Source organism: Streptomyces sp. JH002 (assembly GCF_050916115.1).
GTDB classification, from domain to species: Bacteria; Actinomycetota; Actinomycetes; order Streptomycetales; family Streptomycetaceae; genus Streptomyces; species Streptomyces xiamenensis.
The window spans coordinates 1,448,909-1,472,759 of sequence record NZ_CP087989.1 but is presented as its reverse complement, the minus strand read 5'-3'; the positions used below and the strand labels follow the sequence as shown (position 1 = coordinate 1,472,759).

The following is a 23,851-nucleotide window of genomic DNA, read 5'->3' as shown; positions in this document are numbered from 1 at the left end:
AACGCACCCGATATGAGGAGGCAATGCATGCTCGCGCAGAAGACACTCCCGCTCGTCGCCGACCCCGCCGAGGCCGCAGCCGCCCAGGCGCTGATGACCGAACCGGAGGCGCCGCTGAGCGACGCCCCGCTGTACTCGCCGGAGGCGGCCGGGTTCCTCCTGCTTCTCCTGCTGCTCTCGCCGAAGACTCCCATGGAGCCGGGCGACAAGTGAGCCGGATGCCGGCGCACGGCGGCCGGAGGGAGCACCCGTGACGACGGGACCCACCGAGCGCACCGCCCGTGCCACGTACACGGAGGCGACCGCCGCGCTGGCGAGCTGTGTCCTCGACGCCCTGCGGGGCGCCGGGGACACAGCCCCGCTCGCACGGTTCACCGAAACCGCGAGCGACCCCAAGGCGGCCCTGGCGGCCGTCCGCGTCCTGGGGGCCGACGTCCTCGCCCCGTACGCCCTCACCGGCGGCAGCCCGCACCCGCGCGACCTGGCCGTCATCAGCCAGGCCACCGCGGTCTTCCCCGCCCCCGTGCTCACCGCGCCGCCCCCCGAGGGCCCGATCGAGAACTGGGCCATCGCCTGGCGCGACTGGGCCACCGACCGGCTCATCGCCGCCCTCGGCGACGCGGCGGCCCAGGAGAGCCCGCGGCCGCCCACCGGTGAGATCCTCACCGACGCCACCGACTGGCCCCGCTGGGCCGCCGGTTGCGCCCGGCTGGCCCCGCTCACCCTGCCCGGCGTCGGCGGCCCCGTGCCGGCCGCCGTGCGCCGCCACCCCGTACCCCTGGCGCGCGCCACCACCCGCGCCCTGCTGCGCCGTGACTACCCCACCGCGGCCCGGCTGCTGCGCTGGCTGGCCGCCGCCCAGCGCGACGGGGTGACCCTCGCGCTGGAACCCGACCGGCTCACCGAGCACATCGCCCTGCACGCCGCCGGCGAGCCGCGCCTCGCCCTCGATCTGGCGGTGGCCCGGCTGCTGCTGGGGAGGACCGCATGACCACCGCCGTCACCCCGATCGCCCACCAGGTCGCCACCCGCGCCTTCGGCTGGCTCCTCGCGCACCGCGACCACGGCGCGCTGCCCGAGGGCACCACGGCCGACCTCGGGGACCCCAACAGCGTCTACAAGCCGCTGGGTGAGGCCGCCCTGGCCGGCTCCCTGGTGCTGCGCGAATCCGCCGCCGGCAGCGAGAGCATGCGCGCCGCACGCGAACTGCTCGACTTCGGCTGGCGGCAACTGCGCGAGGGCGACCTGCTGTACGAGCGGCAGCTGCGCCACGCGCTGCTCACCGACCCGCTGGAGATGTACGCCCACTTCGCGCGCGCCGGTTACCGCCACGACGGGATGGACGCCCTGCTGCGGCACAACGCGGCGCTGCGCTCGGTACGCGCCGCCGAGGTGGTGCCCAACCGCCGGCTGGCCATCGCCAACGCGGCGCGGATCGCCGGGCTCGACTACGGCTTCGACTGGGCGGCACTGACCCGCGCCACCTGGCTGGGCGCCACCCCCGAGCCGTGGGCCATCGACTGGATGACCGCCTACTCCATGACCCACACGGTCTTCCACCTCACCGACTGGGGCGCCCGCCCCGGGGACCTGCCGGAGGAGATCGCGAGCTACCTCACCACCTGGCTGCCGGTGTGGACGGACATCTGGCGCGAGGTCGCCCAGTGGGACCTGGTCGCCGAACTGATGATCGTCGGCTCCTGTCTGCCGGACCCGGTGTGCGACCCCGCCGACTGGGCGGCGCTGGCGGCCGTCCAGCACCCGGACGGTCTGGTGCCGCGCGACGGCGATCCGGTGAGCGAGGACCCGGCCCGGCGGTTCGCCGATCACCAGCACACCGCCGTGGTCGCGGCCGTCGCCGGGAGCATCGCGGTCTCCCGCACGCTCGCGTGAGCGGGGTGCGGCGGCAGGCGCGGGCGGTGGCCGGGCCGCTGCTCGCGCCGCTGGCCGCCGCCGCGCCGGGTGCCAGCGCCGTGGCGGTGGCGGCGCACCTGGCGGGGGAGCGGCTGCTGGCGGTCGGCGGCAGTACCGCGCACGGCGCCGCCGGCCTTCCGGCAGGCCCGGAGACGCGGTTCGCCGTCGGCTCGGTGACCAAGACCTACACGGCGCTGCTGCTGGCGGAGCTGGTGGCCGGCGGCGACGTCCGGTACGACGACCCGATCGACCGCTATCTGCCGCCCGGTGCGGCCCCGTACCGGCGGATCGGTGGCGCTCCCATCACGTTGCTGCACCTGGCCACCCACACCTCGGGGCTGCCCCGGCTGCCGCCCGGGCTGCTGCGCCGGGCGCTGCCGCGCTGGTTCTCCAACCCCTACGCGGAGTACGGTCCGGGCGATCTGCTGGCGGCGCTGGCGCACACCCGCCCGTTCGCCGCCCCCGGCACCCGGGTGCGCTACTCGAACTTCGGCGTCGGGCTGCTGGGCATGCTGCTGGCCCGCGCGGCGGGGGAGCCGTTCGGCGGGTACGAGCGGGCACTGGCGGCGCGGGTGCTCACCCCGCTGGGTCTGCTGCGTACCGGCGGGGACGGCGCGGCGGCGGAGGACGCCACCGGCTACTGGCACGGCCGGGCCAGGCCGCCCTGGCGGATTCCCGGGCTGGCCGGGGCCGGGGTCCTGCACGCCGGGGCGGACGAGCTGCTGCGCTACCTGGAGGCGCTGCTGTACCCGGGGCGGGCGGCCGGCGGGAGCCCGCTGGCCACCGCGCTGGCGGAGGTGGCCAGGCCCCGTCTCGTGGTGCGTCCCGGGGAGGACCGGATCGCCCTGGTCTGGAACGCCAGGCAGCGCCCCGGGCATGTGCTGTGCTTCCACTCGGGGGGCACCCGGGGCAGCACGGCGTTCGTGGGCTTCAGCCCCGAGCGGCGGGTGGCGCTGGTCGCGGTGGCCAACAGCGCGCCCGCGCTGAACGGCGCGTTCATCCAGCGGGCGTACCTGCTGCTGAGAGAACTGGCGGGCGGGACAACTCGTTTTGGAGCACCGTCGCCGATCGGGTAATGTTCTTCCTGTCGCCGGGACAGACCGGCGGACGCCAAGCAAAACTTCCTCCGGAAGTTGCGATTTGGTGGGCTATGGTGTAATTGGCAGCACGACTGATTCTGGTTCAGTTAGTCTAGGTTCGAGTCCTGGTAGCCCAGCGCGATCTGTCCGCAGATCAAAGCCCCCGTTGTGTAGCGGCCTAGCACGCTGCCCTCTCACGGCAGTAGCGCCGGTTCGAATCCGGTCGGGGGTACGGATCCTCCGGGATCTTGTGTGGGCCCCCGTTGTGTAGCGGCCTAGCACGCCGCCCTCTCAAGGCGGTAGCGCCGGTTCGAATCCGGTCGGGGGTACGCGAGCAGAGCCCTCCTTCTCACCTCAGGTGAGGAGGAGGGCTTTTCGCTGTTCAGGGGTGGTGTCCCAGGTGCTGGGAGGCGGTCTCGGCCTGGGCGAGGCGGCGCAGGCTCAGCAGCACGGGTTCGTAGAGCACGGTGAGTGCGACGGCCGCCTCCAACTGGGTGGTGGGCGAGGTGAACTCACCGATGAGCGCCACCTCGTGCCCGGCGAGCCGGCCGGCGGCCTCGCCGTACGGCAGCAGTTGCTCGACGGTGCAGGGGTAGCCCAGCCGCGACAGCGCGGTGAGGGCGGAAACCAGCGCCTGGTGTGCCGGGTTGCCCGGCACGGCGCGCCAGCCGAGCCGCCGCTGGAGCTCCTCGGCGAGGGTACGGGCGGCGGCGACGGTCTCGTCGTTCTCCCGTGGCGGCGCGGGGTGGGGGAGGGCGGCGATGGCGGTGCCGATCCGGGTGAGCTGATCGCTCTCCTCGTCCTCGACGGCGGCGAGCACCTCCCGGGCGGTGGCCACCGGGATGCGGCCGACCTGCACCAGCGCGCGGACCAGCCGCAGCCGGCGCAGATGCTCCTCGCCGTACTCGGACTGGGTGGCCGTGACCCGTTCGCCCGGTGGCAGCAGCCCTTCCCGCAGGTAGTACTTGATCGTCGCGGTGGTCACCCCACTGCGCTCGCTCAGCTCCGCGAGCCGCATACGGCCCCAGCTCCTCTTTTTTTCCGGGATCCCCTTGCCAGGATGCGTTGGAGAGTGCGACTATCCAATCATGGATAGCGCGACTATCCAATGCTGCCCGGAAGAGTGCGTCGGAGAGCGGGGAAGACATGAGCGGCAAGATCGTTGAGGGCCGGATGACGGCGGCGGCCACGGGGGAGGTCACGCTGTTCCTGATCGGCATGCGGATCAACAGCTTCTGGCGGGTGCGCCACTGGGGGCCGCTGCTGAGGGCGATGCCCAGGATGCTGCGCGAGCTGTCCCGAGATCCGGACAGCGGACTGCTCGGGTACCGGTTGCTGTGGGGCGGGCCCAGGCTGATCTACGTGGTGCAGTACTGGTCGTCCCACGAGCGGCTGATCGCGTACGCCTCGGCGCCGGACGGGGAGCACCGCCCGGCCTGGGCTGCCTTCAACCGGCGGATACGGCAGGGCCGGGGCCGGGTGGGTTTCTGGCACGAGACCTACGTGGTCCCGGCCGGCGCGCACGAGTCGGTCTACCGGAACATGCCGCCGTTCGGTCTGGGTGCCGCGGGCGGGGTGATACCCGTGGAGCGGCGTGGGGAGAGCGCGGCCGAGCGCCTCGGCCGGGTCTGACCGCTCGCCCGGGTCCGGAGACGGGGTGATCGCCGGCGCGGGGCAGGGCGGTGTGGAGCGGGTCGGTACGGGCCCCGACGTCAGCCGTGGGCGGTCAGTGGCCCCCGCCGCGCTTGAGCGCCTCGGTCAGGCGTCCGGCGGCGTCGATCAGGGCCTGGGCGTGCATCCGGCCCGGGTGCCTGGTCAGGCGCTCGATGGGTCCGGAGACGGAGACGGCCGCCACCACCCGGTTGGACGGGCCGCGGACCGGGGCGGACACCGAGGCCACCCCAGGCTCCCGCTCGCCGATCGACTGGGCCCAGCCCCGGCGGCGCACTCCGGACAGCGCCGTGGCGGTGAACCGCGCGCCCTGCAGCCCGTGGTGCAGCCGCTCGGGCTCCTCCCAGGCCAGCAGGATCTGCGCCGCGGACCCGGCCTTCATCGGGAGGGTGGAGCCCACCGGCACGGTGTCCCGCAGCCCGGACAGCCGCTCCGCCGCCGCGACGCAGATGCGCATGTCGCCCTGCCTGCGGTACAGCTGAGCGCTCTCCCCGGTGAGATCCCGCAGATGCGTCAGCACCGGCCCGGCCGCCGCCAGCAGCCGGTCCTCGCCGGCCGCCGCCGCCAGCTCCGCCAGGCGCGGGCCCAGGACGAAGCGGCCCTGCATGTCACGGGCGAGCAGCCGGTGATGTTCCAGGGCGACCGCCATGCGGTGCGCCGTGGGCCTGGCCAGTCCCGTGGCCGACACCAGACCGGCCAGCGTCGCCGGACCGGACTCCAGTGCGCCGAGCACCAGGGCCGCCTTGTCCAGTACACCCACTCCGCTGGAGTCGCCACGTGAATTGTCCATGCAACGATACTCGCGTCTCACACTGTGAAACGCAAGTTCCTTTTTCCCGAGAAGGCGCCACCCTGGACGGCCAGGGTCCGCAAAGGGGTGGACCCGGCCACCGTCCGGTACGCGGGGAGCGGACGGCGGCCATGTGGAGCGGAGGGAATGCGATGGGACGGACACTGGCGGAGAAAGTCTGGGACGACCATGTCGTCCGGCGTGCGGAGGGAGAGCCCGATCTGCTCTACATCGATCTCCACCTCCTGCACGAGGTGACGAGCCCGCAGGCGTTCGACGGGCTGCGCAAGAGCGGCCGTACGGTCCGCCGCACCGACCTCACCATCGCCACCGAGGACCACAACACCCCCACCCTCGACATCGACAAGCCGATCGCCGACCCGGTCTCCCGCACCCAGCTGGAGACGCTGCGCAAGAACTGCGCCGACTTCGGGGTCCGGCTGCACTCGCTGGGCGACGACGAGCAGGGCGTGGTGCACGTGGTCGGCCCGCAGCTGGGGCTCACCCAGCCGGGCACCACCGTGGTCTGCGGTGACAGCCACACCTCCACCCACGGGGCGTTCGGCGCGCTGGCGTTCGGCATCGGCACCAGCCAGGTCGAGCACGTGCTCGCCACCCAGACGCTGCCGATGGCGCCGTTCCGGACCATGGCGATCACCGTCGAGGGCGAGCTGCCCGAGGGCGTCACCGCCAAGGACCTGATCCTGGCGATCATCGCCCGGATCGGCACCGGTGGCGGCCAGGGCTACGTCATCGAATACCGCGGCGAGGCCATCGAGAAGCTCTCGATGGAGGCCCGCATGACCATCTGCAACATGTCCATCGAGGCGGGCGCCCGGGCCGGCATGATCGCCCCGGACGAGACCACCTTCGCCTATCTGCGCGGGCGTGACCACGCCCCCCGGGACGCCGAGTGGGACGAGGCGGTCGCGTACTGGAAGACACTGCGCACCGACGAGGACGCCGTCTTCGACCACGAGGTCGTCATCGACGCCACCGCCCTGGCGCCGTTCGTCACCTGGGGGACCAACCCCGGACAGGGCGCTCCGCTGTCGGCCGCCGTGCCCGACCCGGAGCAGTTCACCGACCCCAGCGAGCGGTTCGCCGCCCAGAAGGCGCTGGAGTACATGGACCTGTCCGCCGGGATGCCGCTGCGCGAGATCTCCGTGGACACCGTCTTCGTGGGTTCGTGCACCAACGGCCGCATCGAGGACCTGCGCTCCGCCGCCGCCGTGCTCAAGGGCCGCAAGGTCGCCGACGGGGTACGGATGCTGGTGGTCCCCGGATCCGTCCGGGTGGCGCTGCAGGCCGTGCACGAGGGGCTGGACAAGGTGTTCACCGCGGCCGGCGCCGAATGGCGGCACGCCGGCTGTTCCATGTGTCTGGGCATGAACCCGGACCAGCTGGCCCCCGGCGAGCGCTCCGCCTCCACCTCCAACCGCAACTTCGAGGGCAGGCAGGGCAAGGGCGGCCGTACCCACCTGGTCTCCCCGCAGGTCGCCGCCGCCACCGCGGTCACCGGCACCCTCGCGTCCCCGGCCGATCTGGCCGGCGTTCCCGTCCCCGTGGAGGTCTGAGCCATGGAAGCATTCACCACCCACACCGGCCGGGCCGTCCCGCTGCGCCGCTCCAACGTCGACACCGACCAGATCATCCCGGCCCACTGGCTGAAGAAGGTCACCCGGGACGGCTTCGAGGACGGCCTGTTCGAGGCGTGGCGCAAGGACCCGGAGTTCGTCCTCAACCGTCCGGAACGCTCCGGCGCCACCGTGCTGGTGGCCGGCCCCGACTTCGGCACCGGCTCCTCCCGTGAGCACGCCGTGTGGGCGCTGCAGAACTACGGCTTCAAGACGGTGATCTCCTCCCGCTTCGCGGACATCTTCCGGGGCAACTCCCTGAAGAACGGTCTGCTGACCGTGGTGCTCCCGCAGGAGACCGTCGAGGCGCTGTGGCAGCTCACCGAGTCCGACCCGGCCGCGCCCGTCACCGTCGACCTGGTCACCCGCACCGTGACCGCCGAGGGCGTCGAGGCCGGGTTCGAGCTGGACGAGAACGCCCGCTGGCGGCTGCTCGAAGGGCTCGACGACATCAGCATCACGCTCCAGAACGAGGACGCGATCTCCGCCTTCGAGGCGCGCCGGCCCGGGTACAAGCCGCGCACCCTGACCCACTGACTCCCGCCCCGACGGGCCCCGTTCACCACGGCCCGCAACCTCCCGCCCCCAACCGGCCAGCCGGATGGGGGCGGTGGTCGTTCCGGCGCCGAACGACACGTCAGGACACGGCCTTTGGGGGCTAACCGGGCGAGAGCGGATGCAAAGTGGCACAATCGGCGTATGGAACGCGACGGTCAGCCTGAGCTGTACGACCTCGTCGCCGCTCGGCTGAAAGAGGCGCACCGTGCGGTGCGCACCGCACAAGTGCCCGAGCCCGTACGGCAGGCCCTCACCCGGAAACTGCTGGTGATCACGGCGGCTGCCAAACAGGACCTGCCGGGCGCCGCCCGCCGTCTGGAACGGCTGATCGCGGACGTCGACGCGGGGCGGATGCCGCCCGATCCACCCGGTCACGGCCGCGATGGAACCGCGTGATGGTCGAGTTCGTTGCGACACAAGGGTGATTAGCCCGTTTCACGTTTGATTTGCGGAATATATCTGCCTAACGTGCGAAAAAGCTTGAACAGATTCGTTCCAGCCATGCCTGCGAAGGGGAAGACGTGAACAAGGCGCAGCTCGTAGAAGCGATTGCAGACAAGCTCGGCGGTCGCCAGCAGGCCGCGGACGCGGTGGACATCGTCCTCGATGCCATCATCCGGGCAGTGGTGGCCGGCGAGCGCGTCTCGGTCACCGGTTTCGGGTCCTTCGAGAAGGTCAACCGCCCCGCCCGCTACGCGCGCAACCCGCAGACCGGGGAGCGGGTGCGGGTCAAGAAGACCTCCGTCCCCCGCTTCCGGGCCGGCCAGGGTTTCAAGGACCTGGTCGCCGGGACCAAGAAGCTCCCCAAGAACGACGTCGCCGTGAAGAAGGCCCCCAAGGGCAGCCTCTCGGGTGGCACCACCACCAAGAAGGCGGCCGCGAAGAAGGCCACCGCCAAGAAGGCGGCCGCGAAGAAGACCACCGCCAAGAAGACCACCGCGAGGAAGGCCACCACCAAGAAGGCCACCGCCAAGAAGACCACGGCGAAGAAGGCCCCGGCCAAGAAGACCACCGCCAAGAAGGCCCCGGCCAAGCGGGCCTCCGCCCGCAAGACCACCGCCAAGAAGGCCACCGCGCGCCGCGGGTGAGCCACGGCGCCCAAGCCTCCGTCCCGCGGGCCGGACTCCCCCTCGGGGGAGCCCGGCCCGCGCGCTTGTGTCCTGCCCCCGCCCGCCGCACTACGATGCCCGCATGCAGGCCACCGCGTACACCTACGACTCCGGCACCCGCAGCGGCAGCGTGCTGCTGGACGACGGCACCCCACTGGACTTCGGCCCCGACGCCTTCGACGCCGGAGGGCTGCTGCTGCTCCGCCCCGGCCAGCGGGTACGCATCGAGACCGAGGACGGCACCCCCGCCGCCCCCATCACCCTGGTGACACTCCAGACACTGTGACCGCGCGGACCCCGGCCGCCGTGCGCGGACCCACGCCCAGCGCCAGCGCTCGCCGCAGATCCGCCCCGGTGTCCACGTCCTGACGCACACTCTCCACCCCGGCCAGCGTGAGTTCCACCGCACCCGAATCACGGTGCCGCGCCCGGGACGCGCCCTCGAACGCCGGCGCCAGCGCCGTTCCGGGGCCCGCCGTCAGCACCGTGGTGCCCACCCCCGCCGCGTCCGCCACGAACGCCCGCGGATGCCCGCCCGCCGCCGTCAGCACCCGTGCCAGCTCCGCCGGACGCAGCGCCGGCAGATCCGCGCCGAGCGCCGCCACCGCGGCGGGCGCGCCCCGCTCGCGCACCACCCGCTCCCCGTGCGCCAGCGCGGCGTTGAGGCCACCACGCGGCGCGTCCGGAACGACGCGCGCCCCCAGGCGCGCCAGCCGCCGCGCCGCCAGCGGATCATCCGTGACAACCGCCACATCCCGTACCGCCGCGCAGGCCAGCGCCGCGGCCACCGTGTCCTCGGCGAAGGCCAGTACGAGGGCCGAGCGCCGCTCCCCGGCGCTCACCGCCACGAGCCTGCTCTTCGCCCGTCCCAGCGGCTTCAGCGGCACGATCAGCGACCATCCGGCGTGCTGTGGCATCACGTTTCCCTCCCCGGCTTCCGCCTGTCCGACCAGTCTGCCTGCCCGTCGCGGGCCCCGGGACGTAAGGTCACAGGATGCCCACGGGGTCACAGTGCCCCGCTGGACAGCCAAACCGCCTGGAGCGACACTTGTCCGGCGCTCCCGCAAGGCCGTGCCGGAGTAGTGCAAGAGGAGATGGTGTCCGAGTGTCCCGCCGCAGAATCGGCCTCTATTACCGATGCGCCGCGTTTCTGGTAAAGCCCCCGATGCTGATCCTGTTCAAGCGGGACTGGCGGGGCCAGGAAAACATTCCGGACCATGGCGGATTCATCACCGCCGTGAATCACAACTCCTATCTCGACCCGCTCTCCTACGCCCACTTCCAGTACAGCACCGGGCGGGTGCCCCGTTTCCTCGCCAAGGTCGGGCTGTTCAAACGGGGCTTCGTCGGGTTCATGATGCGCGGCACCGGCCAGATCCCCGTCTACCGGGAGAGCTCGGACGCGGCCGGCGCCTTCCGCGCCGCCGTCGACGCCGTCAACAGCGGGGAATGCGTCGCCTTCTACCCCGAGGGCACCCTGACCCGCGACCCGGACCTGTGGCCCATGGCGGGCAAGACCGGCGCCGCGCGGGTCGCTTTGCTCACCCACGCCCCGGTCATCCCGGTGGCCCAGTGGGGCGCGAACGAGGCGATGCCGCCGTACGCGAAGAACCACAAGGTACGGCTGTTCCCGCGCAAGACCCTCACCGTGGTGGCCGGCCCCCCGGTGGACCTGAGCGACCTGTACGAGCGCGAGCCCTCCACCGAGGTGCTGCGCACGGCGACCGAACGGATCATGGACGCTGTCACGGGGCAACTCGCCGTAATCCGGCAGCAGACCCCGCCGGACCGCCGCTACGTGTACGACCGGGACCATACCGAGCACCCGGAGCACCCGGAAACCGCGGGGCCGACGGCCGCCCGGCCGGAGAGCACCGGGCCCGCCGCCCCGGCTTCCCTGAAGCAGAGCAAGGACATCAAGGAGATCAGCGAGTGACGCGCGTCGCCGTCTTCGGCAATGGTTCCTGGGGAACCGCCTTCGCCATGGTGCTGGCCGACGCCGGCGCCAGGGTGGCGCTGTGGGGCCGCCGCCCCGCTCTCGCCGAGACCATCAACACCACCCGGGTCAACCCGGACTATCTGCCCGGCGTCCGGCTGCCGGACGGCGTGCGGGCCACCGCCGACCCCGCCGAGGCGGCGGACGGCGCCGAGTTCACCGTGCTGGCGGTGCCCTCCCAGACACTGCGGGAGAACCTCGCCGCCTGGACCCCGCTGCTGCCCCCGGACACCGTGCTGGTCTCCCTGATGAAGGGCGTGGAACTGGGCACCAGCAAGCGTATGAGCGAGGTCGTCGCGGAGGTGACCGGCGCGGGCCCGGAGCGCATCGCGGTGCTGTCGGGCCCGAACCTCGCCCGCGAGATCGCCGAGCGGCAGCCCGCCGCCTCCGTGGTCGCCTGCCGCGACGAGGACGTCGCCCGCCGCCTCCAGGCCGCCTGCCACACCCGGTACTTCCGCCCGTACACCAACACCGACGTGGTGGGCTGCGAACTCGGCGGCGCCGTCAAGAACGTCATCGCGCTCGCCGTTGGCATCGCCGGCGGCATGGGCCTCGGCGACAACGCGAAGGCGTCCCTCATCACCCGTGGTCTGGCCGAGACCACCCGGCTCGGCCTGGCGATGGGCGCCGACGCGCACACCTTCGCCGGGCTCGCCGGGATGGGCGACCTCGTCGCCACCTGCTCCTCGCCGCTGTCCCGCAACAACACCTTCGGCACCAACCTCGGCCGGGGCATGACCCTTGAAGAGACCATCGCCGTCACCCGGCAGACCGCCGAGGGCGTGAAATCCTGCCGCTCCGTACGGGATCTGGCGCGCCGCCACGATGTCGACATGCCGCTGACGGAAACGGTGGTGGGCATCGTCCACGAAGGGGTGCAGCCCGCCGCCGCGCTCAAGGAGCTGATGGCGCGCAGCGCCAAGGCCGAGGTTCGCTGACTGCCGGGCAGGTGTACGAGTAGCCTCATGGGGTTATGAGCAGCGACTCCACACCCCAGAGCCCCAAGCCCCGCGTCGCCGTCGTCTTCGGCGGCCGCAGCTCCGAGCACACCATCTCGGTCCTGACCGCGGGCGCCGTGCTCCGCGCGATCGACCGTGACCGCTACGACGTGCTGCCCATCGGCATCACCACCGACGGCCGCTGGGCGCTGACCGCCGACGACCCCGAGCGGATGGCCCTCAGCGGCCGTGAACTGCCGACCGTGGCCGCCATCGCCGAACCCGGTGGCGGCTCGGTGCTGCTGCCGGTCGACCCCGCGGGCCGCGAGGTCGTCTACTGCGAACCGGGCTCGGTGCCCAAGGACCTCGGCGACGTGGACGTCGTCTTCCCGGTGCTGCACGGCCCGTACGGCGAGGACGGCACCCTCCAGGGGCTGCTGGAGCTGTCCGGCGTGCCCTACGTCGGCGCCGGTGTGCTGGCCTCGGCGGTCGGCATGGACAAGGAGTACATGAAGCGCGTCTTCACCTCCTTCGGGCTGCCGGTCGGCCCGTACACCGTGGTCCGCCCGCGCGAGTGGGCCGCCGACCCGGCCGCCGCCCGCAAGAAGATCGTGGACTTCGCCGCCGACCACGGCTGGCCGGTCTTCGTCAAGCCCGCGCGGGCCGGCTCCTCCATGGGCATCACCAAGGTGAGCGGCCTCGCCGGTCTCGACGAGGCCATCGCCGAGGCGCAGGCCCACGACCCGAAGATCATCGTGGAGTCGCTGCTCAGCGGCCGGGAGATCGAGTGCGGCGTCCTGGAGTTCGAGGAGGGCCCGCGCGCCTCGGTGCCCGCCGAGATCCCGCCGGTCTCCCAGCACGACTTCTACGACTTCGAGGCCAAGTACCTGGACTCGGCCGAGGGCATCGTGCCCGCGCCGCTGACACCCGAGCAGACCGCCCGGGTGCAGGAGCTGTCCGTGCTCGCCTACGAGGCGGTCTCCTGCGAGGGCCTGGTCAGGGCGGACTTCTTCCTCACCGAGGACGGCGAGTTCGTCATCAACGAGATCAACACCCTGCCCGGGTTCACGCCGATCTCGATGTACCCCAGGATGTGGCAGGCCTCCGGGATGGAGTACCCCGAACTGATCGACCGGCTCATCCAGGCGGCGCTGCGCCGCTCCACGGGGCTGCGCTAGGGAACCTCCCCTGCGTGCGGGCCGGACGGCCGTACACGCACTCGCGGGTACGGCCCCGGCCCGGTCCCTTTGGGGGCGGGGCCGCGGCGCGGGTCAGGAACCGGGCGGCTGCTCGGCGTACAGCTCGTCCAGCGGTACGTTGCCGGCGATCGCCCCGGCGAGATCGACCAGCGGGTTCACCTCGGGCGCGTACGCGGCGGGCACCGTGACCTCCACGAACACCGTGCGGTGGGTGGTGGTGAACAGCTTCCCGCCGCCCGGGGCGTCCTCCAGCAGCCAGGACACCCCGTTGACGTCCACCGCGTCGGCGAGCGGGTCATAACCTTCCTCGCCCGGAGTCAGCAGCAGCGGCAGGGACACCCCGCAGCGCAGCACGATCCCCGGATCCCCCCACACGGCGACCTGGGGGAGCGCGCCGTCGTCCGTACGGTCTTCGCCCTCCACCCGCTCCGGCAGCGCCGCGGCGACCGCCTCGCACACCGGAGCCGCCGCCGCGTCCGGGGTCGGCGCCACCACGGCGGTGCCGCCCCCCTCGCCCTCGCCGCCGCATCCGGTCAGCGCCAACAGCGCGGCCAGGGCGGTCGGCACGGCGCCGGCGGTACGTACGGTGAGCCTCACGCCGCCAGCATAGGGTGCCCTACAGATGCACCACCGGGCAGGTCAAGGTGCGGGTGATCCCCCGTACCTGCTGCACCTGGGCCACCACCAGCCGGCCCAGGTCATCGACCGAGGGCGCCTCGGCGCGCACGATGACGTCATAGGGGCCGGTGACGTCCTCGGCCGTGATCACCCCCGGAACCCGGGAGATGACGTCGGCCACGGCGGACGCCTTGCCCACCTCGGTCTGGATCAGGATGTACGCCTGTACCACAGGTCCTCCACGGCGGCTACGAGGTGCGGGGGCGCTACCGTAGCGCGTCATGACCTGCACCGGGAGACGTCGTCCGGTGCCGATCGCCGCGGAGCGACCGCGGCGGCGCCGAAGAGAGCTGAGGAGAGCCGAGTGAAGGGCAGTGTGGGGGAACTGGGGGAGTTCGGGCTGATCCGGGAGCTGACCTCCCGGATCGGCGACACTCCCGCCGTACGTCTCGGCCCCGGCGACGACGCCGCGGTGATCGCCACCCCGGACCGGCGGGTGGTGGCCAGCACCGACATCCTGCTGGAGGGGCGGCACTTCCGCCGCGACTGGTCCACCGCCTACGACGTCGGCCGCAAGGCCGCGGCCCAGAACCTCGCCGACATCGCCGCGATGGGCGCCGTGCCCACCGCCATCCTGCTCGGCCTGGTGGTCCCCGCCGAACTGCCCGTCACCTGGCCCACCGAACTCATGGACGGTATCCACGACGAGTGCCAGGTGGCCGGAGCCGGCGTGGCCGGCGGCGACGTGGTGCGCGGCGACACCATCACCGTGTCCATCACCGCCCTGGGCGACCTGCGCGACCGTGAACCCGTCACCCGCTCCGGCGCCAGGCCCGGTGACCTGCTGGCCGTCACCGGCTGGCTCGGCTGGTCGGCGGCCGGATTCACCGTGCTCTCCCGCGGCTTCCGTTCCCCGCGCGCCTTCGTCGAGGCACACCGCCGCCCCGAACCCCCCTACCACGCGGGCCCCGCCGCCGCCGCGCTCGGCGCCACCGCCATGACCGACGTCAGCGACGGGCTGATCGCCGACCTGGGGCACATCGCGCACAGCAGCGGCGTACGCATCGACATCCACGCCGAGTCGCTCGACGTACCCGCCCAGATGTCCGACATCGGGCACGCCGTGGGCGTCGACCCGCTGCAGTGGGTGCTCACCGGCGGCGAGGACCACGCGATCGTGGCGACCTTCCCCGCCGACACCAAACTCCCCGCCCGCTGGCGGGTGATCGGCCAGGTCCTGCCCGCGCGGGGCAGCGTACGGCCCCAGGTGACGGTGGACGGGTCCCCCTGGGAACGGGACGGGGGCTGGGATCACTTCGGCTCCGGCGGCTGAATAGGGTCGGGGCCATGACCCGCGCCCCGCACGCCCCCGACCCCGCCGCCACCACCGCGCCCCCGCCACGGGTGCTGACCGTCGCCGGCTCCGACTCCGGCGGCGGCGCCGGCATCCAGGCCGATCTGAAGACCATGCTGGCGCTGGGCACCCACGGCATGAGCGTGCTCACCGCCGTCACCGCGCAGAACTCCCTGGGCGTCCAGGGCGCCTGGCCGCTGCCCGCCGAGGCGATACGCGCCCAGTTCCGCTCGGTCGCCGACGACATCGGGGTGCAGGCGGTCAAAACCGGGATGCTCGGTACGGCGGAGACGGTGCGGACCGTCGCCGCGCTGCTGGAGGGCGTCGGGGTCCCCGTGGTCGTGGACCCGGTGGGCATCTCCAAGCACGGCGACCGCCTGCTGGCCGCCGACGCCGTGCACGCGGTGCGCGAGGTCCTGCTGCCCGCCGCCACCGTGGTCACCCCGAACCTGGACGAGGTGGCCCAGCTCACCGGCGTACGCGTCACCGCCGAGTCCGGTCTGCGGGCGGCGGCCGAGGCGATCCTGGCGTACGGGCCGCGCTGGGCGCTCATCAAGGGCGGCCATCTGCCCGGCGGCGACGCCGTCGACCTGCTCACCGACGGCAGCGCGGAACACTGGCTGCGCGCCCCACGGCACTCCAACCGGCACACGCACGGCACCGGATGCACCCTGGCCAGCGCCCTCGCCTGCGAACTGGCGCGCGGCGCCACGCTGCCCGACGCCGCGCGGACGGCCAAGGAGTACGTCACCGGGGCCATCGCCGCGGGGTTCCCGCTCGGCGCCGGCATCGGGCCCGTCCACCACGGCTACCGCATCTGAAGCCGCCCCCGCCCGCCCCGTCCTCCGGCGCCGCGCCGGGGCTGCGGGAACGCCAAAAAGCCGGCCCACCACGAGGTGGACCGGCTCAACGGCTAACGAGCAAACCGCGTGCCGAAGGCGTCAGCGCGCGACCTTGCCCGCCTTGATGCACGAGGTGCAGGCGTTCAGGCGCTTCGGCGTCCCATTGATCACGGCACGCACCCGCTGGATGTTGGGGTTCCAACGGCGGGGGGTACGGCGGTGCGAGTGGGAGATGCTGTTACCGAAGCCCGGCCCCTTGCCGCAGACGTCGCAGTTGGCAGCCACGGGTCACTCCAAAGACAGGTCAACCCCGCTTACGCGGAGTGACGGAAACGAATGTGGGATCCCGGGGCCAGGACCCTCGGGGATGTGCCCGACAACCGGGAGAACACCCGTACCGAGCAACCGCAGCAGCATACCCCGGGGCTTCCCGAACGGAGAAATCAGCCCTGGTCCGCATAAGCTGCACCCCGCCGACCGCCGAGGAGAGAGCCGAGGTCACCACCGTGCCGCAACCGCTGGACGCCGACGCGGTGCGGCGCTGGTGCCGGATCGCGCTGGACACCCTGGGCCGGGACCGCGCGGAGATCGACGCCATCAACGTCTACCCCGTCCCGGACGCGGACACCGGCACCAATCTCTACCTCACGATGGAGTCCGCCGACCGCGCCCTGACCCAGGCCGCGCACGACGGCGATGCCGGTGGCGGCGCCGGAGCCGGGGACGACCTCGCGCAGACCGTACGCACCATGGCCCGCGGCGCCCTGATCGGCGCCCGCGGCAACTCCGGCACCATCCTCGCCCAGCTGCTGCGCGGCATGGCCCAGGAACTGGCCGCCGCGCCCGGCGGGGACGCCGACGCCCTGCGCCGCGCGCTGCGCCGCGCCGCCACCCTGGCCTACGAGGCGGTCAGCCACCCCGTGGAGGGCACCATGCTCACGGTCGCCGCCGCCGCCGCGGACGCCGCGGAGCACGCCACCGGCCGGCACCCCGCGCAGGTCACCGCCGCCGCCTGCGCGGGCGCCCGCGCCGCGCTCGCCGCCACCACGGCGCAGCTGGACGTCCTCGCCCGCGCCCAGGTCGTGGACGCCGGCGGCTCCGGCCTGGTCACCGTGCTGGACGCCCTGGACGCCGCGCTCTCCGGCCGCGCCCCCGACCTCCTGCCGCACCACGGCCTGGGCCGCCCCGCCGGACACCGGCACGGCACGGCGGGGGACACCGCCGGGACCCCCGGGTGCGCGGGCGGCGGCTACGAGGTGATCTACCTGCTGGACGCCGAGGACGCCGCCGTCCCCGCCCTGCGCCGCGCGCTGGACGGCCTCGGCGACTCGCTGGTGATCGTCGGCGGCGAGGGCCTGTGGAACGTCCACGTGCACACCGACCGCCCCGGCCCCGCCGTCGAGGCGGGCATCGAGGCCGGCCGTCCGCACCACATCCGGATCACCCAGCTGGCCACCGCGACCCCCGCCAGGCCCGGCGCCGCCGAGCGCGCCGTGGTGTGCGTGATGCCAGGCGACGGCCTGGCCGCCCTGTGCACCGAGGCCGGCGCCACCGCCCTGACCGTACGGCCCGGTATGACCCCCGCCAGCGACGAACTGGCCGCGGCGATCGACCGCGCAGGCTCCCGGGAGATCGTGCTGCTGCCCAACGACGGCACCCTGTGGCACGTCTCGGCCGCCGCGGCGGAGCAGGCCCGCGAGCGCGGCATCCGGGTCGCCGTCATCCCCACCCGCTCCCCGGTGCAGGGCCTGGCGGCGCTCGCGGTGCACGCCGCCGAACGCCGCTTCGACGAGGACGTGGTCGCCATGACCTCCGCCGCCGGCGCCACCCGCTTCGGCGAGGTCACCGTCGCCGAGCGCGAGTACTGGACCGCCGGGGGCATCTGCCAGGCCGGTGACGTCCTCGGCCTGATCGACGGCGACGTCGCGGTGATCGGCGCGGACACCGAACGGGTCGCCGCCGAACTCCTCGCCCGGATGCTGTCGGCCGGCGGCGAGCTGGTCACCCTGGTGCTGGGCGAGCACACCCCCGCCGTACTCGCCGACCGGCTGGAACGCCAGGTGCGCCGCGGCCACCTCGGCGTGGACACCGTCGTCTACCAGGGCCGGCAGGCCGCCCCGCTGCTGATCGGCGTCGAGTAGCCGCCCGCCGCCGTGGCGGGCCCGGAACAGGCCCCCCGGGCCCGGCCACCGCCGGCGATGTCAGCCCCATGGTGTGCAATGGGCAGCGTGACCGCGCTGTCTGAACCCCTCGCCAAGGTCGTCGGCGGCACCACCGCCAAGGTGATGGCCGACCACCTCGATCTGCGGACCGTCGGCGACCTGCTGCACCACTACCCCCGCCGCTACGCCGAACGCGGCGAGCTGACCCGGCTCGCCGAACTGCCGCTGGACGAACACGTGACCGTCGTCGCCGAGATCGCCGACGCCCGCAGCCACACGTTCAACCGGGGCAAGGGACAGCGCCTGGAGGTCACCCTCACCGACGGCAGCGGACGGCTCCAGCTGGTCTTCTTCGGCCGCGGCGTCCACCACCACAAGCGCGAGCTGGTGCCCGGCCGCCGGGGCATGTTCGCCGGCAAGGTCTCCGTCTTCAACCGCAAGCTCCAGCTGGCCCACCCCGCCTACGAACTGCTGGCCGCCGACGGCGGGGACGTACCGGAGGCGGGTACGGCCGCGGCCCGCGAGTTCGCCGGCCGGCTGCTGCCGCTCTATCCCGCCTGCAAGCAACTGGAGTCCTGGAAGCTCGCCAAGGCCGTCACCCTGGTGCTCGACTCGCTGGCCGCCTCCGGCTGGGCGGGGCTCATCGACCCGCTGCCCGCGGCGCTGCGCCGCGAACGCGGCCTGATCGAGCTGCCCGAGGCGTTCGAGAAGGTGCACCGCCCCCGGACCAAGGCCGACATCGCCGCCGCGACCGCCCGGCTGAAGTGGGACGAGGCCTTCGTGCTCCAGGTCGCCCTCGCCCGGCGCCGGCACAGCGAGGGACAGCTGCCCGCCACCGCCCGCCGCCCGGCCGGGGACGGCCTGCTGACCGCCTTCGACGCCCGGCTGCCCTTCACCCTCACCGAGGGCCAGCGCACGGTCAGTGCGGAGATCTTCGCCGACCTGGCCACCGAACACCCCATGCACCGGCTGCTCCAGGGCGAGGTCGGCAGCGGCAAGACGCTGGTGGCGCTGCGGGCCATGCTCGCGGTCGCCGACAGCGGGGGGCAGTCCGCGCTGCTGGCCCCCACCGAGGTCCTGGCCCAGCAGCACCACCGGTCCATCACCGAGATGATGGGCGACCTCGCCGAGGGCGGCCTGATCGGCGGCGCCGAACACGGCACCCGCGTCACCCTGCTCACCGGATCCATGGGCGCCGCCGCCCGCCGCCGCGCCCTGCTGGAGGCCGTCACCGGCGAGGCGGGCATCGTGATCGGCACCCACGCGCTGATCGAGGACGTGGTGAAGTTCCACGATCTGGGCCTGGTGGTGGTCGACGAGCAGCACCGGTTCGGCGTGGAGCAGCGTGACGCCCTGCGCGGCAAGGGCCACCGCCCGCCGCATCTGCTGGTGATGACCGCCACCCCGATCCCGCGCACCGTGGCCATGACCGTCTTCGGGGACCTGGAGACCTCGGTCCTGGACCAGCTGCCCGCCGGGCGTGCCCCGATCCTCAGCCACGTGGTGCCCGCCCGCGACAAGCCGCACTTCCTGTCCAGGGCCTGGGAACGGGTACGGGAGGAGGTGGCCGCCGGCCACCAGGTGTACGTGGTGTGCCCGCGCATCGGCGACGAGGACCCCAAGGACGCCCCGGGCCCGAAGAAGACGAGGAAGGCGGCCGAGCCGGACGAGGACACGGGAGCGGGGGAGGACGCGGCCGCGGGCGGCGCCGACGGCGACCGGCGGCCACCGCTGGCGGTCCTGGACATCGCCGGGCAGCTGCGCGGCGGACCGCTGTCCGGGCTCGCCGTGGAGAGCCTGCACGGCCGGATGGCCCCGGACGCCAAGGACGAGGTGATGCGCCGGTTCTCCGCCGGTGAGACCCAGGTGCTGGTGGCCACCACGGTGATCGAGGTCGGCGTGAACGTGCCCAACGCCACCGTGATGGTGATCATGGATGCCGACCGGTTCGGCGTCTCCCAGCTGCACCAGCTGCGCGGCCGGGTCGGGCGCGGCACCGCCGGCGGACTGTGCCTGCTGGTCAGCGAGGCACCCGAGGGCAGCCCGGCCCGCTCCCGGCTGGACGCGGTGGCCGGTACCCAGGACGGCTTCGAACTCTCCCGGATCGACCTCGAACAGCGCCGGGAGGGCGACGTTCTGGGGCAGGCGCAGTCCGGCGGCCGGTCCAGCCTGCGGATGCTGGCGGTCATCGAGGACGAGGAGATCATCGCCGCCGCCCGCGCCGAGGCCACCGCGCTGGTCGCCGCCGACCCCACGTTGGAGGCCGCCCCCGAACTGCGCGCCGCCCTCGACGCGCTGCTGGACTCCGACCGCGAGGAGTACCTCGACAAGGGCTGAGGCCGCATCCGGCGCCCCCGGAATTGTCAGTGGTCGCTGGGAGAATGGACCCAGTCCGCGGCAATCCATCCGGGATTGCGGGCGGTCGGACCACTGGGGGTTGTCTGATGGCATTCCGCCACATCAACGAACTGCCGCTCGGCGACAAGATCTTCCGCGTCGAGCTGGCGAGCGACGACGACATCACCGTGACCCTGACCCTGACCGGCTGGCGGGAGGCGGCGCCCCTGACGCCGCTGGCCGGCGGCTCCCTGACCATGCCCCTGGCCGATGTGCCCACCCTGCGCATCGCCCTCAACCGCGGACTGCGCGCCCTGGCGCTGGCCGCCGACGTGGCCGAGCCGATCCCCGACCGGGACATCCTGCGGGAACTGTTCCCCGGGCACGGCGCCCCCTGGATACCCCAGCACGAGGAGGATCTGACCCAGCGGTTCCACGCCGGGGAGACCATCGCCCGGATCGCGGCGCGCTTCGGGCGCACCCCCGACTCCGTACGCACCAAGCTGCGCGAGCTGGGCCATGACCCGCGCCGTTCCGAGCACTGCCCGCCGGACGGCTGCCTGTCCTGGTCCCGCTACGCCTCGCCCGCGATGCTCGGGGCGGCGCAGGAGCCGGCGGCGGGCACCGCCTCGTAATCCCACCGACCCACCGACCGACCGGCACGGCTGGAGCGGACACCGCCACCGCGTACTACGGTGGCGGTGTTCGGTCTCGAGCCAACACGGCATTTTCCTCGAGGAGTTGGTCGCTCTATGGCACGCGGCAAGCAGGGCGCGGCACAGCTGAACCGGCGCGGTTTCGTCCTCGGGGCGGGGGCAGCGGCCGTCACCGGCGCCACCGGTCTGGCCCTGAGCGGTCCGGCTTTCGCCGCCGCGGGCGACGGGGTGAGCGCCACCGCCGCGGGCGGCACGTTCAACCTCTCCGTACCCGCCGAGCGGTGGATCCGCGAGCAGACGCTGCACAACGTCACCGTGATGCAGTCCTTCGCCTTCGACGACGTCAACGGTCACCTCTACGCGATCCAGGTGATGCAGGGCGGTCTGCGGCTGTCCGGCGAGTCCGCCGCCGTCTCCGGAGCCGACCGCGCCGCCCGCGGCGACCTGTGCATCACCAAGCTCACCCTGGCCGGCACCAAGCTGGGCCACATGTACCTGCGGGGCTTCGGCCACGGCGTGGCCATCGGCGTCGAGCACGCCGGCGCCACCCCCTGGCTGTGGACCGAGTCCGACGCCAACCCCTCCTCCGGGTACGGCCGGGCCCTGAGCCGCTTCCGGTTCGCCAACGGCACCGTCCTCGACAGCGATGCCTCCTCGCTCGCCAAGATCCGCCCGGTGCCCGGCTCCACCAGCAACCAGGTGTCCATCGACAACCTGAACCAGCTGCTGCTGCTCCGCTACCGGCTGAGCGGCGTCGCCCGCTACCGGCTGATGAACCTCGCCGACGTCAAGGCCGGCCGGTTCACCGCCCTCCACGACGTCCCGCAGGCCGGTGTCTCCGACTCCGAGGTCTTCCAGGGCTTCGCCGTGCTCGGCGAGCACGCCTACCAGATGACCGGCACCTCCTACACGTCCGAGAGCGGCAGCAACCCGCCCTCGGGCCGCGGCAACACCTACCTCACCCGCCTCGACCTGAGCACCGGCACCGTCACCCAGCGCTCGCGCACCGAGGCCGCGTACTCGCTGAGCTTCCGCGAGCCCGAGGGCGTGGCCATCCGGCTGAGCAACCCGCGCCGGCTGTGCCTGGGGTTCGCCTCCGGAGCCTCCGGCGCCCGCCGGTTCAGCGTCTACGACAAACCCCAGTGACGCGGGCGACCGATCCGGTTTCCCCAAAACCCTCCCCAGCACGCAGTCATGGCATTACGTTGTGTGCGCGCGGGGACTGAAACCAGCCGTCGTACCGGGAGGATTCCGCCATGACCGACCAGCACGAAGCGGCCGCCGCGACGGTGGCCGAGACCTTCACGGTGCTGGACATCGAGGTACCCGCCCCGCGCGGCTACCCCGGACAGGACTCCTCCCGGCACGCACGGCGCCTGCTGGGGCGCGCGGAGAACGCCGACCGGCCGGGCGAGGACATCCTGCGCCTGCTGCTCGGCGCCCGCGGCTACGGCATCGAGCGGCTGCCCGAGCCCCGCTCCGCCGTGCCGGGGGAGCACCGCCGCTGGTGCTCCGTGTACGAGCACGCCTTCCTCCTGGCCGACGACAGCGAACTGTGCCTCTACGAGCTGGAGCACGACCTCACCCCCGACCGCCGCCTGGTCTGCGAGGTTTACCGCGACGAGGTGGCCGCCGGACGCGCCGCACGCCGCCACGCCCACGCGCTGGCCGCCGCCGGCTGAGCCGACGCGCCGCGCCCCGGTCCCCGCCCCGTCCCGCCGCCCGCGCTCCCGGTCCACCACGTCCACCTCCCCACGCCCCACCTCGGCGCACGGCCGGCGCACCGCCACGTATAGCGTGGTGCGTGACAGCTGATGACCGAGCGCCGCGAAGGACCGTGATGACCCGCGTGATCGCCGGGACCGCCGGCGGGCGGCGGCTGGCCGTACCGCCGGGCGGCGGCACCAGGCCCACCTCCGACCGGGCCCGGGAAGGACTCTTCTCCACCTGGACCGCCCTGTGGGGGCCGTTGCACGGCGCCCGGGTACTGGACCTGTACGCGGGTTCCGGCGCCGTCGGCCTGGAGGCGCTCTCCCGGGGCGCGGCCCACGCGCTGCTCACCGAGGCCGACGCCCGCGCGGCCCGCACCATCCGCGCCAACATCCGCGACCTCGCCCTGCCCGGCGCCGAACTGCGCACCGGGCGCGCCGAGGCCGTCGTCCGGGGCCCGGCCCCCGAGGACCCCTACGACCTGGTCTTCCTCGACCCGCCCTACGCGGTGACCGACGCCGAACTCCACGAGATCCTCCTCACACTCCGTGCGGAGGGCTGGCTCGCCGAGGACGCGCTCGCCACCGTGGAGCGCGGTACCAGAGGAGGCCCCTTCTCCTGGCCCGCCGGCTTCACCGCCCTGCGCTCGCGCCGCTACGGCGAGGGCACCCTGTGGTACGGCCGGCTCGCCGCGGGGACCGAGGAGCGGCCCGGGCAGGCGTACGCGCCACAACCCGGGACCGAGCACGACAGCGACCGGTCATGACCGGAACCCCACCACAGCCCGAGGAGTCACCGTTGCGCCGCGCCGTCTGTCCGGGGTCCTTCGACCCCATCACCCATGGCCATCTCGACATCATCGGCCGTGCCTCCAAGCTCTACGACGTGGTGCACGTCACCATGATGATCAACAAGTCGAAGAAGGGCCTGTTCACCACCGAGGAACGCGTCGAGCTCATCCGTGAGTGCACCCGGGAGTTCGGAAATGTGCGCGTCGACGCCTTCCACGGCCTGCTGGTGGACTACTGCAAGCAGCACGACATTCCCGCCATCGTCAAAGGACTGCGGGCCGTCAGCGACTTCGACTACGAACTCCAGATGGCGCAGATGAACAACGGTCTCACCGGTGTGGAGACCCTGTTCATGCCCACCAACCCCACCTACAGCTTCCTCTCCTCCAGCCTGGTCAAGGAGGTCGCCACCTGGGGCGGCGACGTCTCCCACCTCGTCCCCGACCCCGTGATGCGGGCCCTGGAACGCAAATTGGCCTGAGCCCACCGC

General features: G+C 73.1%; 28 protein-coding genes and 3 tRNA genes. 25 read left to right on the top strand and 6 right to left on the bottom strand.

Annotated elements, in window-relative coordinates; genetic code table 11:
* The first annotated feature begins 27 nt into the window (after positions 1-27).
* The 7 genes from H7827_RS06230 (at position 28) to H7827_RS06200 (ending at position 3,322) form a co-directional block, all read left to right on the top strand.
* Entirely contained in the window at positions 28-213 is a 186-nt protein-coding gene (locus tag H7827_RS06230) for a hypothetical protein (RefSeq protein ID WP_030738474.1), read from the top strand.
* A gap of 37 nt (positions 214-250) precedes the next feature.
* Complete coding sequence (locus tag H7827_RS06225) at positions 251-991, top strand: hypothetical protein (RefSeq protein WP_046724919.1); 741 nt, start codon at positions 251-253, stop codon at positions 989-991.
* Positions 988-1,893 carry a DUF6895 family protein gene (locus H7827_RS06220; RefSeq protein WP_386534651.1) on the top strand — a complete coding sequence of 302 codons (906 nt, stop codon included), beginning with the start codon at positions 988-990 and terminating at the stop codon, positions 1,891-1,893. Before H7827_RS06225 ends, H7827_RS06220 begins: the two co-directional genes overlap by 4 nt.
* Positions 1,890-2,990, top strand: a complete 1,101-nt coding sequence (locus tag H7827_RS06215; RefSeq protein WP_386534653.1) for a serine hydrolase domain-containing protein — start codon at positions 1,890-1,892, stop codon at positions 2,988-2,990. The genes H7827_RS06220 and H7827_RS06215 overlap by 4 nt, the downstream gene beginning before the upstream one ends.
* Positions 2,991-3,058: 68 nt before the next feature.
* Positions 3,059-3,130: transfer RNA gene (locus tag H7827_RS06210), tRNA-Gln, on the top strand.
* 22 nt (positions 3,131-3,152) lie between these two features.
* Positions 3,153-3,225 (top strand) — tRNA-Glu (locus tag H7827_RS06205).
* 24 nt (positions 3,226-3,249) lie between these two features.
* Positions 3,250-3,322 (top strand) — tRNA-Glu (locus H7827_RS06200).
* Between the two features lie 53 nt (positions 3,323-3,375).
* Here the strand turns inward: H7827_RS06200 and H7827_RS06195 are convergent.
* Positions 3,376-4,011 (bottom strand): MerR family transcriptional regulator, encoded by a 636-nt coding sequence (locus H7827_RS06195; protein WP_386534656.1) that lies wholly within the window; start codon positions 4,009-4,011, stop codon positions 3,376-3,378.
* 128 nt (positions 4,012-4,139) lie between these two features.
* Here H7827_RS06195 and H7827_RS06190 point away from each other — a divergent pair, with 128 nt between their 5' ends.
* Complete coding sequence (locus H7827_RS06190; RefSeq protein WP_200363879.1) at positions 4,140-4,625, top strand: DUF4188 domain-containing protein; 486 nt, start codon at positions 4,140-4,142, stop codon at positions 4,623-4,625.
* A gap of 94 nt (positions 4,626-4,719) precedes the next feature.
* Here the strand turns inward: H7827_RS06190 and H7827_RS06185 are convergent, their stop codons facing one another.
* On the bottom strand, positions 4,720-5,454 hold the full coding sequence (locus H7827_RS06185) for an IclR family transcriptional regulator (RefSeq protein ID WP_030738456.1): 735 nt from the start codon (positions 5,452-5,454) through the stop codon (positions 4,720-4,722).
* Between the two features lie 152 nt (positions 5,455-5,606).
* Between H7827_RS06185 and leuC the strand changes: the two genes are divergently transcribed.
* The 5 genes from leuC (at position 5,607) to H7827_RS06160 (ending at position 9,044) form a co-directional block, all read left to right on the top strand.
* Complete coding sequence (gene leuC, locus H7827_RS06180; protein WP_432743276.1) at positions 5,607-7,031, top strand: 3-isopropylmalate dehydratase large subunit; 1,425 nt, start codon at positions 5,607-5,609, stop codon at positions 7,029-7,031.
* 3 nt (positions 7,032-7,034) lie between these two features.
* Positions 7,035-7,628, top strand: a complete 594-nt coding sequence (leuD, locus tag H7827_RS06175) for a 3-isopropylmalate dehydratase small subunit (RefSeq protein WP_386534663.1) — start codon at positions 7,035-7,037, stop codon at positions 7,626-7,628.
* A 162-nt stretch (positions 7,629-7,790) separates the two neighbouring features.
* A complete protein-coding gene (locus tag H7827_RS06170; RefSeq protein WP_030738449.1) occupies positions 7,791-8,045 on the top strand; it encodes a hypothetical protein in 255 nt (84 codons plus the stop codon).
* A gap of 125 nt (positions 8,046-8,170) precedes the next feature.
* Positions 8,171-8,737, top strand: coding sequence for an HU family DNA-binding protein (locus H7827_RS06165; RefSeq protein ID WP_432743273.1), 567 nt, complete (start codon positions 8,171-8,173; stop codon positions 8,735-8,737).
* 103 nt (positions 8,738-8,840) lie between these two features.
* A complete protein-coding gene (locus H7827_RS06160) occupies positions 8,841-9,044 on the top strand; it encodes a hypothetical protein (RefSeq protein ID WP_386534670.1) in 204 nt (67 codons plus the stop codon).
* Here H7827_RS06160 and cofC read toward each other — a convergent pair.
* Positions 9,016-9,675, bottom strand: coding sequence for a 2-phospho-L-lactate guanylyltransferase (gene cofC, locus H7827_RS06155; RefSeq protein ID WP_432743271.1), 660 nt, complete (start codon positions 9,673-9,675; stop codon positions 9,016-9,018). The genes H7827_RS06160 and cofC overlap by 29 nt on opposite strands.
* A 188-nt stretch (positions 9,676-9,863) precedes the next feature.
* Between cofC and H7827_RS06150 the strand changes: the two genes are divergently transcribed.
* From H7827_RS06150 to H7827_RS06140, 3 genes are read left to right on the top strand one after another with little or no spacing between them, the layout of a single operon-like run.
* The gene (locus H7827_RS06150; RefSeq protein WP_432743268.1) at positions 9,864-10,694 is read left to right on the top strand and encodes a lysophospholipid acyltransferase family protein; all 831 of its coding nucleotides are present in this window, start codon (positions 9,864-9,866) and stop codon (positions 10,692-10,694) included.
* Positions 10,691-11,692 (top strand): NAD(P)H-dependent glycerol-3-phosphate dehydrogenase, encoded by a 1,002-nt coding sequence (locus H7827_RS06145; RefSeq protein ID WP_432743266.1) that lies wholly within the window; start codon positions 10,691-10,693, stop codon positions 11,690-11,692. Before H7827_RS06150 ends, H7827_RS06145 begins: the two co-directional genes overlap by 4 nt.
* 35 nt (positions 11,693-11,727) lie before the next feature.
* The gene (locus H7827_RS06140) at positions 11,728-12,870 is read left to right on the top strand and encodes a D-alanine--D-alanine ligase family protein (protein WP_386534681.1); all 1,143 of its coding nucleotides are present in this window, start codon (positions 11,728-11,730) and stop codon (positions 12,868-12,870) included.
* A 93-nt stretch (positions 12,871-12,963) separates the two neighbouring features.
* On the opposite strand, the gene H7827_RS06135 is transcribed toward H7827_RS06140, so the two are convergent.
* Both H7827_RS06135 and H7827_RS06130 read right to left on the bottom strand, forming a co-directional pair.
* Positions 12,964-13,488: a DUF3515 domain-containing protein gene (locus H7827_RS06135; protein WP_386534684.1), complete on the bottom strand. Its 525-nt coding sequence runs from the start codon at positions 13,486-13,488 to the stop codon at positions 12,964-12,966.
* 19 nt (positions 13,489-13,507) lie between these two features.
* Positions 13,508-13,741, bottom strand: coding sequence for an Lrp/AsnC family transcriptional regulator (locus H7827_RS06130; RefSeq protein WP_386534686.1), 234 nt, complete (start codon positions 13,739-13,741; stop codon positions 13,508-13,510).
* A gap of 132 nt (positions 13,742-13,873) precedes the next feature.
* On the opposite strand from H7827_RS06130, the gene H7827_RS06125 reads away from it, so the two are divergent.
* Complete coding sequence (locus H7827_RS06125) at positions 13,874-14,842, top strand: thiamine-phosphate kinase (RefSeq protein ID WP_386534689.1); 969 nt, start codon at positions 13,874-13,876, stop codon at positions 14,840-14,842.
* A gap of 14 nt (positions 14,843-14,856) precedes the next feature.
* A complete protein-coding gene (gene thiD, locus H7827_RS06120; RefSeq protein ID WP_386534691.1) occupies positions 14,857-15,684 on the top strand; it encodes a bifunctional hydroxymethylpyrimidine kinase/phosphomethylpyrimidine kinase in 828 nt (275 codons plus the stop codon).
* Between the two features lie 120 nt (positions 15,685-15,804).
* Here the strand turns inward: thiD and rpmB are convergent, their stop codons facing one another.
* Positions 15,805-15,990, bottom strand: a complete 186-nt coding sequence (rpmB, locus tag H7827_RS06115; RefSeq protein WP_078576355.1) for a 50S ribosomal protein L28 — start codon at positions 15,988-15,990, stop codon at positions 15,805-15,807.
* 221 nt (positions 15,991-16,211) lie between these two features.
* On the opposite strand from rpmB, the gene H7827_RS06110 reads away from it, so the two are divergent.
* The 7 genes from H7827_RS06110 (at position 16,212) to coaD (ending at position 23,842) form a co-directional block, all read left to right on the top strand.
* Complete coding sequence (locus tag H7827_RS06110) at positions 16,212-17,846, top strand: DAK2 domain-containing protein (RefSeq protein ID WP_432743261.1); 1,635 nt, start codon at positions 16,212-16,214, stop codon at positions 17,844-17,846.
* Between the two features lie 78 nt (positions 17,847-17,924).
* A complete protein-coding gene (gene recG / locus H7827_RS06105) occupies positions 17,925-20,204 on the top strand; it encodes an ATP-dependent DNA helicase RecG (protein ID WP_432743259.1) in 2,280 nt (759 codons plus the stop codon).
* A gap of 107 nt (positions 20,205-20,311) precedes the next feature.
* The gene (locus tag H7827_RS06100) at positions 20,312-20,839 is read left to right on the top strand and encodes a hypothetical protein (protein ID WP_432743257.1); all 528 of its coding nucleotides are present in this window, start codon (positions 20,312-20,314) and stop codon (positions 20,837-20,839) included.
* 117 nt (positions 20,840-20,956) lie between these two features.
* Entirely contained in the window at positions 20,957-22,006 is a 1,050-nt protein-coding gene (locus tag H7827_RS06095; protein WP_432743255.1) for a teichoic acid biosynthesis protein C, read from the top strand.
* Positions 22,007-22,116: 110 nt separating this feature from the next.
* Complete coding sequence (locus H7827_RS06090; protein ID WP_386534704.1) at positions 22,117-22,542, top strand: DUF6227 family protein; 426 nt, start codon at positions 22,117-22,119, stop codon at positions 22,540-22,542.
* Positions 22,543-22,700: 158 nt separating this feature from the next.
* Positions 22,701-23,336, top strand: a complete 636-nt coding sequence (gene rsmD, locus H7827_RS06085) for a 16S rRNA (guanine(966)-N(2))-methyltransferase RsmD (protein WP_432743253.1) — start codon at positions 22,701-22,703, stop codon at positions 23,334-23,336.
* 32 nt (positions 23,337-23,368) lie between these two features.
* Complete coding sequence (coaD, locus tag H7827_RS06080; RefSeq protein ID WP_030738395.1) at positions 23,369-23,842, top strand: pantetheine-phosphate adenylyltransferase; 474 nt, start codon at positions 23,369-23,371, stop codon at positions 23,840-23,842.
* The last annotated feature ends 9 nt before the right edge of the window (positions 23,843-23,851 follow it).

Bases quoted from the DNA above. Each gene is read 5' to 3' on its own strand.
- cofC (WP_432743271.1), bottom strand. From the start codon at position 9,675: ATGCCACAGCACGCCGGATGGTCGCTGATCGTGCCGCTGAAGCCGCTG.
- H7827_RS06230 (WP_030738474.1), top strand. From the start codon at position 28: ATGCTCGCGCAGAAGACACTCCCGCTCGTCGCCGACCCCGCCGAGGCC.
- H7827_RS06170 (WP_030738449.1), top strand. From the start codon at position 7,791: ATGGAACGCGACGGTCAGCCTGAGCTGTACGACCTCGTCGCCGCTCGG.
- H7827_RS06185 (WP_030738456.1), bottom strand. From the start codon at position 5,454: ATGGACAATTCACGTGGCGACTCCAGCGGAGTGGGTGTACTGGACAAG.
- thiD (WP_386534691.1), top strand. From the start codon at position 14,857: ATGACCCGCGCCCCGCACGCCCCCGACCCCGCCGCCACCACCGCGCCC.
- H7827_RS06195 (WP_386534656.1), bottom strand. From the start codon at position 4,011: ATGCGGCTCGCGGAGCTGAGCGAGCGCAGTGGGGTGACCACCGCGACG.
- H7827_RS06220 (WP_386534651.1), top strand. From the start codon at position 988: ATGACCACCGCCGTCACCCCGATCGCCCACCAGGTCGCCACCCGCGCC.
- H7827_RS06160 (WP_386534670.1), top strand. From the start codon at position 8,841: ATGCAGGCCACCGCGTACACCTACGACTCCGGCACCCGCAGCGGCAGC.
- H7827_RS06095 (WP_432743255.1), top strand. From the start codon at position 20,957: ATGGCACGCGGCAAGCAGGGCGCGGCACAGCTGAACCGGCGCGGTTTC.
- H7827_RS06190 (WP_200363879.1), top strand. From the start codon at position 4,140: ATGAGCGGCAAGATCGTTGAGGGCCGGATGACGGCGGCGGCCACGGGG.
- leuC (WP_432743276.1), top strand. From the start codon at position 5,607: ATGGGACGGACACTGGCGGAGAAAGTCTGGGACGACCATGTCGTCCGG.
- H7827_RS06090 (WP_386534704.1), top strand. From the start codon at position 22,117: ATGACCGACCAGCACGAAGCGGCCGCCGCGACGGTGGCCGAGACCTTC.
- recG (WP_432743259.1), top strand. From the start codon at position 17,925: ATGGGCAGCGTGACCGCGCTGTCTGAACCCCTCGCCAAGGTCGTCGGC.
- rsmD (WP_432743253.1), top strand. From the start codon at position 22,701: ATGACCCGCGTGATCGCCGGGACCGCCGGCGGGCGGCGGCTGGCCGTA.
- H7827_RS06140 (WP_386534681.1), top strand. From the start codon at position 11,728: ATGAGCAGCGACTCCACACCCCAGAGCCCCAAGCCCCGCGTCGCCGTC.
- leuD (WP_386534663.1), top strand. From the start codon at position 7,035: ATGGAAGCATTCACCACCCACACCGGCCGGGCCGTCCCGCTGCGCCGC.
- H7827_RS06100 (WP_432743257.1), top strand. From the start codon at position 20,312: ATGGCATTCCGCCACATCAACGAACTGCCGCTCGGCGACAAGATCTTC.